Source organism: Polynucleobacter sp. JS-Fieb-80-E5 (assembly GCF_018882015.1).
In the GTDB taxonomy this organism is placed as follows: Bacteria; Pseudomonadota; Gammaproteobacteria; order Burkholderiales; family Burkholderiaceae; genus Polynucleobacter.
The window spans coordinates 246,466-258,576 of record NZ_JACVPH010000001.1 but is presented as its reverse complement, the minus strand read 5'-3'; the positions used below and the strand labels follow the sequence as shown (position 1 = coordinate 258,576).

The 12,111-nt window shown below is 44.3% G+C and carries 13 protein-coding genes; 9 read left to right on the top strand and 4 right to left on the bottom strand.

The annotated features are described in order from the left end of the window. The first annotated feature begins 32 nt into the window (after positions 1 to 32). The 7 genes from ICN44_RS01170 (at position 33) to ppx (ending at position 6,988) form a co-directional block, all read left to right on the top strand. Positions 33 to 530: an arsenate reductase ArsC gene (locus ICN44_RS01170; RefSeq protein WP_216262183.1), complete on the top strand. Its 498-nt coding sequence runs from the start codon at positions 33 to 35 to the stop codon at positions 528 to 530. A gap of 23 nt (positions 531 to 553) precedes the next feature. Next, positions 554 to 994: a tautomerase family protein gene (locus ICN44_RS01165; protein ID WP_216262181.1), complete on the top strand. Its 441-nt coding sequence runs from the start codon at positions 554 to 556 to the stop codon at positions 992 to 994. Between the two features lie 144 nt (positions 995 to 1,138). Further along, on the top strand, positions 1,139 to 2,485 hold the full coding sequence (locus ICN44_RS01160) for a DUF2252 domain-containing protein (RefSeq protein WP_216262180.1): 1,347 nt from the start codon (positions 1,139 to 1,141) through the stop codon (positions 2,483 to 2,485). A 93-nt stretch (positions 2,486 to 2,578) separates the two neighbouring features. After that, positions 2,579 to 4,324, top strand: coding sequence for an alkaline phosphatase (locus tag ICN44_RS01155; protein WP_216262179.1), 1,746 nt, complete (start codon positions 2,579 to 2,581; stop codon positions 4,322 to 4,324). A gap of 11 nt (positions 4,325 to 4,335) precedes the next feature. Beyond that, positions 4,336 to 5,052: an MgtC/SapB family protein gene (locus ICN44_RS01150; protein WP_216262178.1), complete on the top strand. Its 717-nt coding sequence runs from the start codon at positions 4,336 to 4,338 to the stop codon at positions 5,050 to 5,052. A 52-nt stretch (positions 5,053 to 5,104) separates the two neighbouring features. Continuing rightward, on the top strand, positions 5,105 to 5,314 hold the full coding sequence (locus ICN44_RS12390; protein WP_370624848.1) for a GDCCVxC domain-containing (seleno)protein: 210 nt from the start codon (positions 5,105 to 5,107) through the stop codon (positions 5,312 to 5,314). A gap of 111 nt (positions 5,315 to 5,425) precedes the next feature. Then, a complete protein-coding gene (ppx, locus tag ICN44_RS01145) occupies positions 5,426 to 6,988 on the top strand; it encodes an exopolyphosphatase (protein WP_255537316.1) in 1,563 nt (520 codons plus the stop codon). Between the two features lie 71 nt (positions 6,989 to 7,059). Here ppx and ICN44_RS01140 read toward each other — a convergent pair whose 3' ends face one another. From ICN44_RS01140 to ICN44_RS01125, 4 genes are all read right to left on the bottom strand, one after another. Next, a complete protein-coding gene (locus ICN44_RS01140) occupies positions 7,060 to 7,815 on the bottom strand; it encodes a GNAT family N-acetyltransferase (protein WP_255537358.1) in 756 nt (251 codons plus the stop codon). Between the two features lie 187 nt (positions 7,816 to 8,002). Continuing rightward, entirely contained in the window at positions 8,003 to 8,407 is a 405-nt protein-coding gene (locus tag ICN44_RS01135) for a diacylglycerol kinase (RefSeq protein WP_216262176.1), read from the bottom strand. A 12-nt stretch (positions 8,408 to 8,419) separates the two neighbouring features. Then, positions 8,420 to 9,448, bottom strand: a complete 1,029-nt coding sequence (locus tag ICN44_RS01130; protein ID WP_216262175.1) for a glycosyltransferase family 1 protein — start codon at positions 9,446 to 9,448, stop codon at positions 8,420 to 8,422. Then, positions 9,445 to 10,254, bottom strand: a complete 810-nt coding sequence (locus tag ICN44_RS01125) for a UDP-2,3-diacylglucosamine diphosphatase (protein ID WP_370624847.1) — start codon at positions 10,252 to 10,254, stop codon at positions 9,445 to 9,447. The genes ICN44_RS01130 and ICN44_RS01125 overlap by 4 nt, the downstream gene beginning before the upstream one ends. A 103-nt stretch (positions 10,255 to 10,357) precedes the next feature. On the opposite strand from ICN44_RS01125, the gene ICN44_RS01120 reads away from it, so the two are divergent. Then, the gene (locus ICN44_RS01120) at positions 10,358 to 11,152 is read left to right on the top strand and encodes a 1-acyl-sn-glycerol-3-phosphate acyltransferase (protein WP_216262174.1); all 795 of its coding nucleotides are present in this window, start codon (positions 10,358 to 10,360) and stop codon (positions 11,150 to 11,152) included. Positions 11,153 to 11,202: 50 nt separating this feature from the next. Next, on the top strand, positions 11,203 to 12,108 hold the full coding sequence (gene ppk2 / locus ICN44_RS01115; RefSeq protein ID WP_216262172.1) for a polyphosphate kinase 2: 906 nt from the start codon (positions 11,203 to 11,205) through the stop codon (positions 12,106 to 12,108). Positions 12,109 to 12,111 lie beyond the last annotated feature (3 nt).

Genomic DNA, 12,111 nt, shown 5'->3' with positions numbered 1-12,111 from the left:
TTTTTTAGTAGCCATTTATTGATGACTCATTGATGACTCATTCTTACAATATTTTATTTCTGTGTACCGGTAATTCTGCTCGCTCCATCCTTGCTGAAGCGCTTGCAACTACTCTTAGTCATGGACGTTTTATAGGCTACTCAGCCGGCTCAAATCCAAAGAAATTCGTTCATCCGATCGCTTTGAAGCTCGTCAGGGAAATGGGATATCCACTCGAATTACTGAGAAGCAAGACTTGGGATGAGTTTGGTAGGCATGATGCGCCGCATATGGATTTCATTATTACTGTTTGTGATTCAGCTGCAGGTGAGGAGTGCCCTTATTGGCCCGGACATCCTACAACTGCTCATTGGGGCTTTATCGATCCAGCCGCCGTTACTGGCAGTGAACAGGAAATGTGGGATGCCTTTAGAAAAGTCGAGATGGGTTTACGCAATCGTATCGAGTTATTGCTTGATCTTCCAATAGATAAGTTAGATCACTTGCAAATAAAAGATGAACTCCATTCTATTCATCAACAATGCAATTAAAGCATTTATAAGTACACCACACTATGGCTACCTATACCGTCAATTACGCTGGCATCTCGCTCACAACGCATCAAAAATTTACTATTGCTAAAGCAATTACTAAAATTCATGCTGATGTCACTGGTGCTGAGGCCTATTTTGCTCAAGTCATTTTTAAACAATTGGACCTACATGATTGTTTTATTGGTGGCGTGCTTCTTGACGAGCCCCATCTCTTTTTAAGTGGGCAAATCCGCAGCGGTAGAAGTGAGCAAATGAAAAAACAACTTCTCGTTGAGTTGGAGGTTGCCATTCAGAGTGCCACTGGATTGGCGGGCCAACAAATTTGGGCTTATATTGATGAAATTATTCCTGGCCAAATGATCGAATATGGCCAAATACTACCCGCGGTGGGGGATGATAGTGTTTGGTTCTCGACTCTTCCGGCGGGCATTCAGAAGAAGTTGAACTACCTCAATTCATAGTTAGCCTCTTTTGGGGAATAGCTTTAATATGGGTGGGTAAATTCATTGCCCAGGTAGCCCATGCACTCACAGAAGAAGCCCAAATTTGCTGTTCTTAGGTCGGTAGAGTCCTTTAGTAATCCAAGACCTAGTATCAAAAAGCGCATGGCAGACGGCAAAGCCTTGCGAAAGGTGGTGAGCTTCGCTCAGCAAGGTATTTATACGCCACCTCCACATCGGATCGATCCCATCACTATTTTGGAAAATCAAGCCAAGACTCGAATCGAGTCCTTGATTCCGATTCGTCATGAGCGCATGTTGCAGTCACCCTTTGCTTTTTATCGTGGGGGTGCTGCGATCATGGCTCAAGACTTAGCCAACCAGCCATATACAAGGATTACTGTTCAGCTTTGTGGAGATATGCACGTCTCTAATTTTGGTTTGTTTGGAACTGCAGAGCATCGGCTGGTATTTGGCATCAATGACTTTGATGAAACTCTGCCAGGTAGTTGGGAATGGGATCTCAAACGTCTTGTTACGAGTGCAGTGATTGCTTGTGAAAGCAACGGTGGCGATAAAGTATTGAGTAAAAAAATTGTATTGCGTATTTGTGCTGAATACCAAAAGCGAATGATGCAATATGCCAAGATGACCTATTTAGATTTAGCTCAAGAATTCATTAGTGATACAGATATTCGCAAACATTTCAGTAAGGACCATCAAAAGCAAGTAGATGCTTACTTAAAGCAGACCAAAGGGCAGGGCAATGTACAGGTTTTACAAAAACTCACTACCCTGGTTGGTAAAGATAGAAAGATTATCAATAAGCCGCCATTAATCGAGCACTTCAAAAAGAATGCTTTTGGTCACCCCTTGAGCACACTCATTGATAAGGCTTTGGTGAATTATTCAAGTACCTTACTGGCCGATCGTAAGATTTTGTTTGAGCGTTATGTTTTGAAGGACTTTGCACGTAAAGTAGTTGGTGTCGGAAGCGTAGGTACGAATTGTATGGTTCTTTATTTTGAGGGTGATAGTGAAAACGATCCCTTATTCTTGCAATACAAGGAAGCTCAAAAATCTGTCTTAAGTCCATATTTGGGAGAATCCATCTACCGAGATATGGGTCAGCGCGTGGTGGCTGGTCAGAGATTGCTCCAAGGTGCCCCAGATATCTTTTTGAATTACGGCTCTATGCAATTCGATATCGATAAAAGTCAGGGGTTCTATCTTCGCCAATTGCGTGATATGAAAGGCGGGATACCGATTGGTCCAGGCGGTGTTTCCATAAAGAATTTTGCAGACTATTCCAAGTTGTATGGCTGGGCGCTAGCCCTTGGTCATGCCCGTTCTGGGGATGCAGCCGAGATTGCTGGATATTGTGGTGTGGAAAAAGAGTTTGGTGAGGTCATGTATTCATTTGCCAGATCTTATGCAAAGCAGAATGAGCGCGACTTTGAATTATTCCGTAAGGCGATCAAGAGTGGAAGGCTTAAGGCTGCCAAGGCATGAATGCGCTGAAGTAGTGTGTTGTGAGGCAGTCATCAAATTGTCATTTGATTGAGAGATAGTCTAGTTTGACCCATCTCATGCACTATTTATCCCATGAATACATCACCATTTCTGAGAGCTGCATTTCTCATCTTCCTAGGTAGCTTTGTCGGTTTAGCACAAGCTGCGGCAGTTTATCCAATCGATCAGGCCAATATATTGGCGGGTTCTAAGTTCGACATCAAGGTTGAATTCAATACCGTTACCACTCCTGAGGAAGTTGTAATCGAACTTAACGGAGTACCAATCAATAAAGCCATTAGCGCTAAACCAGAGTTCATTTCAAATGAAAATGGTAAGGGTAGCTCGTTTCTATTTAGGGATGTTCAGCTATCCAAAGCGGGTAAATATCAAATCATCGCTCGAGCATCCCAAGAACGCTTACAGGTAAGTTGGGATGTATATGCAACAGGCCCTCGCCGTGTTAAGAATGTGATTCTATTTATTGGTGATGGCATGACGATTGCCAATCGTACAACCGCTAGAGTTCTGTCTAAAGGTATTCAGGAAGGAAAGTATCAAGGTCGTTTGGCCTTTGACGATATGCCCAATACGGCAATGATTGGGACATCAGGGTCTGATTCTCTGATCACTGATTCTGCGAATTCAATGAGTGCTTATACAACGGGGCATAAAACAGCGGTGAACGCCATGGGCGTTTATGTATCCCGAGCCAGCGATAATCTCTCGCATCCCAAGGTGGAAACAATTGCAGAGCTAATCAAGCGCAACACCAAGATGGCGGTAGGTATCGTTTCTGATGCTGAGTTAGAAGATGCAACGCCAGGCGCCATGGTTTCCCATACAAGACGCAGAGCCGATAAGCAATATATTGCCGATCAATTGCTATTAAGTGGTGCTGAAGTCATTCTTGGCGGTGGCTCTGCCTATTTTTATCCGCAATCCTCTAAGGGCTCAAGGCGCAAGGATGAGAAGAATTTGGTTGAAAGCTTCAAGTCGAATGGTTATCAGTTAGCTTTTACAAAACAAGAATTACTTTCAGCATCAGAGAGTAAGGATACAAAAAAACTATTTGGTGTCTTTCATCCAGATAATATGGATGGATCGCTGGATCGTTTGTATCTGAAAAAGAATACGGTTGAGCAATATCCCAATCAGCCAGATCTTACAGAGATGACCCAATCCGCAATTGATGTTTTATCTAGAAATCCCAATGGATTTTTCTTGATGGTTGAGGCGGCATTGATTGATAAGTTCAATCATCCTCTCGATTGGGAGCGGGCGGCATTTGACACCATCATGTTGAGTAATGCTGTACAGATTGCTAAAGATTTTGCTAAAACGCATCCTGATACTTTGATTATTGTTACACCTGACCACACGCATAGCGGATCCATTAGCGGGGTAGTGCAGGACGACAAGCCGGGACCCTTGCGTGAAAAGGTGGGTATTTATGCTGAGGCTGGATATCCTAACTATCCAAAAGCAGATATTCAGGGTTATCCAAATAAGATTGATGTGTCTAAGCGTATTGCATTCTTCTATGGCAACTATCCTGATCACTATGAAACTTTGCACCCAAAACTGGATGGCACTTTTGTTCCTGCCGTTAAAGATGATGCCGGTAAATATGTAGCCAATCCAAAATACCTCCAGATTCAGGAGGATGCAATTCATGTGGGCGGTAATTTACCCTCACATCAAGATTCTGGCGTGCACACAGCAGATGATGCTGTTCTCAATGCCATGGGTCCAGGGGCAGACAAATTTAAGGGTTTCATGGATAACACTGAGGTATTCAAAGTAATGGTAGAGTCCTTAGGTCTTGGCTCAAAATAATTACTAGTCCTATGGAGTTTGTTAGCAATATTAATTATGCGTCGTTAACTGATACCGCAATCAGTCTGACTGCTGCCTTTTTCTTTGGCGGCTTAATTGGTTTAGAGCGCCAATATCGCCAGAGAACTGCAGGCTTAAGAACCAATATTTTGGTTGCTATTGGTGCCGCGATTTTTGTTGATGCTGGTAATCGTCTGACTGGCCATGATGGAGCTGTACATGTGATGGCTTATGTTGTCTCTGGTATTGGCTTTTTAGGTGCCGGCGTCATCATGCGCGAAGAGGGTAATGTTCGCGGGATCAATACGGCAGCTACCTTATGGGCCTCAGGGGCTGTGGGCGCCTGTGCAGGCGCAGATTTGATATTAGAGTCCGGATTAGCCACCGTATTTATTTTGGCAGCCAATACTCTTTTAAGACCCGTAGTAACTTTTATTAATCGCCAACCACTAGACACCATCTCGGTTGAGGTGACGAATTCTGTTTATATCATCACTCCTAAGCATGCCCAAAAGCACGCCTTAAAGCAATTTATTAAGACGCTAGAAGAGGCGGGCTATCAAACCCAAGACATTGAAGTGCATCAATTTGGCAACGATGATATTGAAATTCAGGCCGTATTAACAGCGTCGGCTGTTGATGGGGATAAGATGGATAAATTGATCGCTAAAATTGCCGATCAAGAATTTGTTTCGCAGGCCTTTTGGAGTCCCAGCACAACGGATTAACCCTTATTGGTCTTGACACAATACTGAAATAATTTTGGTTCAATATAACTTTGTGAATACCAACACTGCTTCAGAATCTATCGTTACCTGCCCTTATTGCCAAGCTTCAGAGGCTATTAAAATTGAGCAAGGCTCTTCTCAGCATTTATATCGTTGCCGCTCATGTAGCGCGATCTTGAAGCCAAAGTCGGGGGATTGCTGCATCTTATGCAGCTTTGGCAATCGCGATTGTTCTAGTTCTGAGCAAAACTTAGCGGCCTAATCAAAGCCCTTAATCCCAGTCATAAAGGCTTGCTGGCATTTTCATCAATGTGTCACGTTTTTTACATAAAATAGTCATAATTGATACAGCATTCCATTTTTGGGGAATATTTTGGCCAGCAATCCCGTAGATCCTTTAGTTCATTCAGAAGACCTTGTTGCTGCGGTCGATTTGGGATCGAATAGTTTTCGCATGTTGGTAGCCCAAGCAGTAAATACCCCCTCTGGCACACAGTTACGTCCTATTGATACCTTGCGTGAGACAGTTCGCTTGGCCGCCGGTCTGACTGAAAATAAATTGCTTGGCAATGACGCCTATCAGCGGGGATTAATAGCTATTCGACGCTTTGGTGAGCGCATTCGCGGCTTTGATCCTGCCAATGTTCGAGCGGTGGCAACCAATACTTTGCGCGTTGCCAAAAATTCTCAACAATTTATTGAAGATGCGCAAGTAGCTCTAGGGTTCCCGATTGAAGTCATTGCTGGAGTTGAGGAAGCTCGACTCATCTATATTGGCGCAGCACATGAAGTTCAAGCAGTTCAGGGCAATAGGCTGGTCATTGATATTGGCGGCGGTTCTACTGAATTCATTATTGGCAAAGGTTATGAGCCAAAGTTGATGGAAAGTCTCTATATTGGTTGCGTCTCTCATAGCATGCGTTTTTTCCCCAAGGGAAATATTGATGCCCATGCTTTTAAAGAGGCTGAGTTGGCAGCTCGCCGTGAAATACAGGTAATTTCTGGCGCTTATTTAAGAAGCGGCTGGAAGCAGGTTATTGGTTCCTCTGGTACCGCTAGAGCTCTAGCCGATCTCATTGGAAATAATCATTTCAATGGAAGTGGCGACGGCTTAATGATGGGCCGCGTCAATAGCTCAAGTGGAATAATTACCCGTGAAGGCCTTAAGAATCTCAAAAAACACCTTCTCAAGTATGAACATGTAAATCAAGTGGAGCTAGAGGGTCTGAAGGATGACAGAAGATCCGTGTGGCCAGGCGGTTTAGCGATTATGTTGGCAGCATTCGATGAATTAGGCATTGAAGAAATGGAAGTAACCGATGCTGCATTGCGTAGCGGTGTTTTGTACGACTTGCTTGGCCGATCACAACATCACGATATGCGCTATGTGACCGTAGAGCAATTTATGCAACGCTATACCGTCGATCGTGAGCAGGCTGATCGGGTTGGTAAATTGGCTGCTGATTTTTTACAGCAATTACCAAAACCTGAATCAGAGAGTAGGGCAGATAATGTGGCGTTATTGCAATGGGCGGCCAATCTGCATGAAATCGGATTATCAATCTCCCACAATGGCTATCACAAGCATTCTGCGTACATAGCAGGTAACGCAGATATGCCGGGCTTCTCTAAAAATGATCAGGCTAGACTAGCGGCTTTGCTGATTGGACATACCGGCAAATTAGGAAAGCTTGCCAATAACCATAGCTTTGAAGACTGGCGTATGCTTTTTTGTTTGAGACTGGCACAGGTACTTTGTCGCGGCCGAAATGACACCAATTTTCCGAATGTAAAAGTTTCTGAGCATGACGGCTCATATTTGGTTAGTCTTTCTAAGGAATGGGTAGCCAAACACCCCTTGACTGAATTTAGTCTATTAAAAGAGGCGGCAGAATGGGAAAGGGTAGGGCGTTCTTACCAAGTTAGCTTTAAGTAGGGGTATATCTCAGAATAAAAAAGCCACTTCAATGCGAAGTGGCTTTTTCTTTAAGAGCTGATGCTTAAATATTACAAACCAAAAAAATGCTTTGCGTAACGAGGGTTGATTTCTGAAAGGCGGAGCATCGTCAATAAGTCAGCTGTATTAAAGTCGGGATCCCAGGCTGGAGCGCTACAAATTTTTGCACCTAGCTTCAGGTAACCTTTGATCAATGGTGGAGGCTGCACATCTAAACCACCATTTAGCTTATCAAGAGGCAGAGGCAGGCGCGGGAATGCATGAAACTCTGTTGGCGCCATTTGGTCGTTGCCTAGGGAGTTATAAAGACTCGCTGCAAAGTGACCGCCGTCAGCCATTGGAATACTGGCACAACCAAGCATGATTTCATAACCATTCTTTTGCATGTATTGAGCTAAGCCACTCCATAGGGCCATAATGACAGCGCCTGAGCGATAGTCTTGGTGAACACAAGATCTACCGAGCTCAACCAATTTAGGGCGCAGGTGGTCAATACGGGATAGATCAAACTCAGAATCAGAATAGAGGCGACCGATCTCTTGAGCCTTATGAGGTGGAAGTACGCGGTAGGTGCCAACTACTTTCAGACTGTCTTGATCACGAATCAACAAATGATCGCAATAGGAATCGAATTCATCGACATCTAAGCCTTCAGCGTTCTTAGGTAGGCTAGCACCCATCTCCTCGGCGAATACTTTATAGCGCAATCTTTGCGCTTCTTTAATTTCACCAGGTGTGCTTGCCCAAACAATTTGAAATGCCGGTTTTTTAGGCTTATCAATCTGAACCGCAGGAACAGGAGCCATTTCTCTGAACTCGGCCCTTGTTGTATTTACAAATTTCTTGCCAAACAGCTTCTTAGCTAACTTTTTGGTGAGTTTTTTAAGGGGATTTGGCTTGATTCTTTTTAAGGCTTTGACCTTCTTGGGGGTAAAGATCTCAAATGAACCTATTGGATTGGGGATGTCAGACATGGCTGGCCTTAGTGGGTAATTAAAATGATGGGAGCAAGGGGATGCAAACTGCAGCCCAGAGTAGAGCCGCTACAAGTAGAGCAAGCATGACAGCAGCACTACCAAAATCTTTTGCCCTTTTGGAGAGGTCATGGTGTTCGAATGAGATTCGATCGATTGCTGCTTCCACGCTGGAATTCAATAGTTCAATAACAAGCACCATCATCAAGGAAGAAACTAGTAATGATTTCTCTAGCAGTGTTATTGGTAACAAGAGGGCGGCTGGTGTTAGCAAAGCAAATAAAGTCAGCTCTTGTCTAAAGGCGCTCTCTTCCATAAATGCATAAACCAAACCACACCAAGAGTTCTTGGCTGCATGCCATGCTCTGGCAAGGCCACGATTGCCTTTATGGGGATTCTGATCTATGTGATATGGAGAGTTCACGCTGGGTTTTCTTTAGGCTAGTGCTGTTACGTGAACTTCTGTAGTTGGTACTGGCTTTAGGTGATTGGCAAATTGCTCAGAAGCAGCTCTCCAGGAGAATTTTTCTGCATGTGCGCGTGCTACTTCGCGGGGAATTTTGAGAGCCTGCAGGCAAGCTTCACGCAAATCTTCGTTCATGGCACCTGAATTAGAATTTCCCAGTACGTCAATCGGACCGGTCACTGGATAGGCTGCCACTGGAGTGCCGCATGCCATGGCTTCAAGCAACACCAAGCCAAATGTATCCGTCTTGCTAGGAAATACAAATACATCTGCTGCCGCATATACTTTTGCTAATTCGTGCTGCTGCAGTACGCCTAGATAATTCACCTCTGGGTATTTTTCTTTGATTCCAGCCATCGCTGGACCGTCCCCTACTACCCACTTTGAACCTGGCAAATCGATTTCTAAAAAGGCATTGATATTTTTCTCAACAGCAACTCTACCAACGTATAAAAAGATGGGATGTGCAGTATTTAGGGCCTTGGACTCCTGCATCTTGAAAATGTCTAGATCAACACCTCTTGACCACAACACGACGTTATCAAGACCATAAGCTTCTAGATCATTTTTAACGATAATCGTTGGAGCCATGACAGCCATTGACGGCTTATGAAACCAGCGAATAAAGGCATAGGTGATTGCTAAAGGAATGCCGGTACGCGCTTTGACATATTCCGGGAAGCGGGTGTGATAAGCAGTTGAAAAAGGCAGGCTATTTTTGACTGCATAGGCGCGAGCAGATAAACCTAGTGGGCCTTCTGTTGCAATATGCATTGCATCAGGCGCAAATTCTTTAATGCGACGAGCTACTTCTTTGCCTGGGAAGAGTGAGAGGGCGATATCAGGATAGGTTGGGCAAGGAATGGATTTAAAGCCATTGGGGGTAATCATCTCTACTTGATGTCCCATTGCGATTAATTCGGCACGAGTTTGTTTCAAGGTGCGGACAACGCCGTTTACTTGTGGATCCCATGCATCCGTAATAATCATAATTTTCATAGCACAGCCTCTTTTATGAGTGATTCGATAGCAGGTTGAAGAGTAATCTGAGGAGTTTCAACTGGTTCACCCTTAATGTGCGTCCAGTAAATAATTTTGAGTTCGCCTGTTTGTGTTTCAACTAGGGCAGAAAGGCTTTCAACCCAATCACCATCGTTGCAATACAACAAGCCATCAATCTCACGTATTTCTGCTTTATGAATATGGCCGCAAACTACGCCATCGCAACCACGTAAGCGGGCTTCTCTGGCCATGATGTGTTCAAAGTCTGCGATATAGCTGACGGCGTTCTTTACTTGGTGTTTAAGGTATTGCGATAGCGACCAATATTGCAGGCCCATCTTGGCGCGGACCATATTGAAATAACGGTTTATGTAAAGAATGAGTGAATAGAGGTTGTCACCAACGTATGCAAGCCACTTAGCGTATTGCATTACGCCATCAAACTGATCGCCATGGGTTACCCATAGCTTTCTACCATCAACTGTCGTGTGAATCACTTCCTCAACTACTTTGACATCACCAAAAGACATTCCAAAGAATTGTCTGGCGCTTTCATCATGATTTCCGGGAACATAGATGACTTCGGTCCCCTTACGTGCCTTACGCAAGAGTTTTTGTACTACATCATTATGTGATTGAGGCCAGTAGAAAGACTTCTTCAGTCTCCAGCCATCAATAATGTCGCCAACTAGGTAGAATTTATCCGCTTCGTTGTGCTTTAGGAAATCCAGAAGGTAGTCTGCCTGACACCCTGATGTTCCTAGGTGTACGTCTGAAATCCAGATGGCTTTGTAATGCATCATGAAACAGTATTAAGCCTACTGAGTATGAAACTAGAATGACAGTTCCAAGACAGTTTTATGACGACGCAGCAATTTCTGAATTTGTTTTATATTCCTACAACATATGAGTCTGAATACACACTCCAAACAGCCCCCGTTTCAATATTGGGCTTATGTATGGTCGTGGGTTTTGGTGTGGTGTCATGTGATTGCTGGATTGGCGATCCTGTCTTTTCAGTTCCCATTTGCCACTCAGGAGGCTAAAAATACGCATATTCAGATGTGGTCAAAAAGACTGCTAGCTATTTTTGGTATTGACTTAAGACTCAGAAATCCAGAAATTCTTCCTACCACCCCTTATCTACTCGCATCAAACCATATCTCTTGGATGGACATCCATGCGATTAATGCTTTTAAGCCAATTCGATTTGTAGCAAAGTCTGATGTGGAGGGGTGGCCCGTTTTTGGATGGATGGCCAAACAATTGGGCACGGTATTTATCAAGCGCGATAACTCTCGTCATGGAAAGCAGGTTGCGAGCGAGGTGGCTAAGGTTCTTCAAACCCAGTCAGTCTGCATTTTTCCAGAGGGCACCTCCACAATAGGCGAGGGCGTCCTACCATTCAAACCTAATTTATTTGAATCGGCTGTTATTGCTCAAGTGCCAGTCTATTCCTTGGCGATTAGCTATAGATCATCCCTTTCAGGCGAGAGAAGTGATGTGACAGCCTTTATTGGGGATATGGGGCTGCTAGAGTCCATGGCTAAGATCCTGAAGGATCGGAACCTGATCGTGGAGCTGACCTTTTTGCCACCCTCGGGAGCTAGCCCAGATACATCGAGAGACCGAAAGTGGCTGGCATTACATAGCCAGGAGGCTATCTCTGCTTATATAAAAGGCAATCCTCGCCTGATGTAATAAATGTGTCATCATTTCTAGCTATAAATCTAGTCTAGGAGCGTAAACCAATGACATCGAAGCATAATGAAATGGCCGACTGGTATCGCCGTGCTCAGGAGGAGATTCTTGATAGCATGGACGAAGAGCTTGAGATGGAGCTCGACGACGATCGTTTATCTGCTGATGGCAGTGAAAGCTCCGAAATTCCACGCAATGTTTACTTCCGTGAGCTTTTTAGACTCCAGGGAGAGCTAGTCAAACTTCAGGATTGGGTTGTAGCAAACAAGCTGAAGGTGGCAGTCCTATTTGAAGGTCGTGATTCTGCAGGTAAGGGCGGAGCGATTAAGCGTATTACACAGCGACTCAATCCTCGGGTTTGTAAGGTAGTTGCTTTACCTGCGCCTAATGAGCGCGAGAAAACACAGTGGTACTTTCAACGATATATTTCCCAGTTACCTGCTGGCGGCGAGATTGTTCTATTTGACAGAAGTTGGTACAACCGAGCTGGCGTTGAGAGGGTGATGGGTTTCTGTACGGATTATGAATACGAAGAGTTCCTAAGAACAGTTCCTGATCTTGAGCGCATGATGATTAGTTCAGGCGTTATCTTGATTAAATATTGGTTTTCAATTTCTGACGAAGAGCAATACAACCGCTTCATGATGCGTATTCATGACCCGTTAAAGCAGTGGAAGTTAAGCCCAATGGACCTAGAGGCTAGAAGGCTTTGGGAGGCCTATACCAAGGCTAAAGAAACCATGCTTGAGCGAACACACATCCCTGAAGCGCCGTGGTGGGTGGTTGCTGCCAATGATAAGAAAAAGGCTCGCCTAAACTGCATTTCGCATTTGCTGAGTCAAATCCCCTATCAAGAGATTGATCACCCAGAGATTACTTTACCAAAACGCGTTCATAACCAGGATTACCTACGAGGCCCAGTACCACCTGAGATGTATGTTCCCGAGGTTTTCTAAGGA

Coding starts and splice junctions, on each gene's coding strand:
- ICN44_RS01120 (WP_216262174.1), top strand. CDS start 10,358: ATGAGTCTGAATACACACTCCAAACAGCCCCCGTTTCAATATTGGGCT.
- ICN44_RS01170 (WP_216262183.1), top strand. CDS start 33: ATGACTCATTCTTACAATATTTTATTTCTGTGTACCGGTAATTCTGCT.
- ICN44_RS01130 (WP_216262175.1), bottom strand. CDS start 9,448: ATGAAAATTATGATTATTACGGATGCATGGGATCCACAAGTAAACGGC.
- ICN44_RS01165 (WP_216262181.1), top strand. CDS start 554: ATGGCTACCTATACCGTCAATTACGCTGGCATCTCGCTCACAACGCAT.
- ICN44_RS01125 (WP_370624847.1), bottom strand. CDS start 10,254: ATGATGCATTACAAAGCCATCTGGATTTCAGACGTACACCTAGGAACA.
- ICN44_RS01140 (WP_255537358.1), bottom strand. CDS start 7,815: ATGGCTCCTGTTCCTGCGGTTCAGATTGATAAGCCTAAAAAACCGGCA.
- ppk2 (WP_216262172.1), top strand. CDS start 11,203: ATGACATCGAAGCATAATGAAATGGCCGACTGGTATCGCCGTGCTCAG.
- ICN44_RS01150 (WP_216262178.1), top strand. CDS start 4,336: ATGGAGTTTGTTAGCAATATTAATTATGCGTCGTTAACTGATACCGCA.
- ICN44_RS01160 (WP_216262180.1), top strand. CDS start 1,139: ATGGCAGACGGCAAAGCCTTGCGAAAGGTGGTGAGCTTCGCTCAGCAA.
- ICN44_RS01155 (WP_216262179.1), top strand. CDS start 2,579: ATGAATACATCACCATTTCTGAGAGCTGCATTTCTCATCTTCCTAGGT.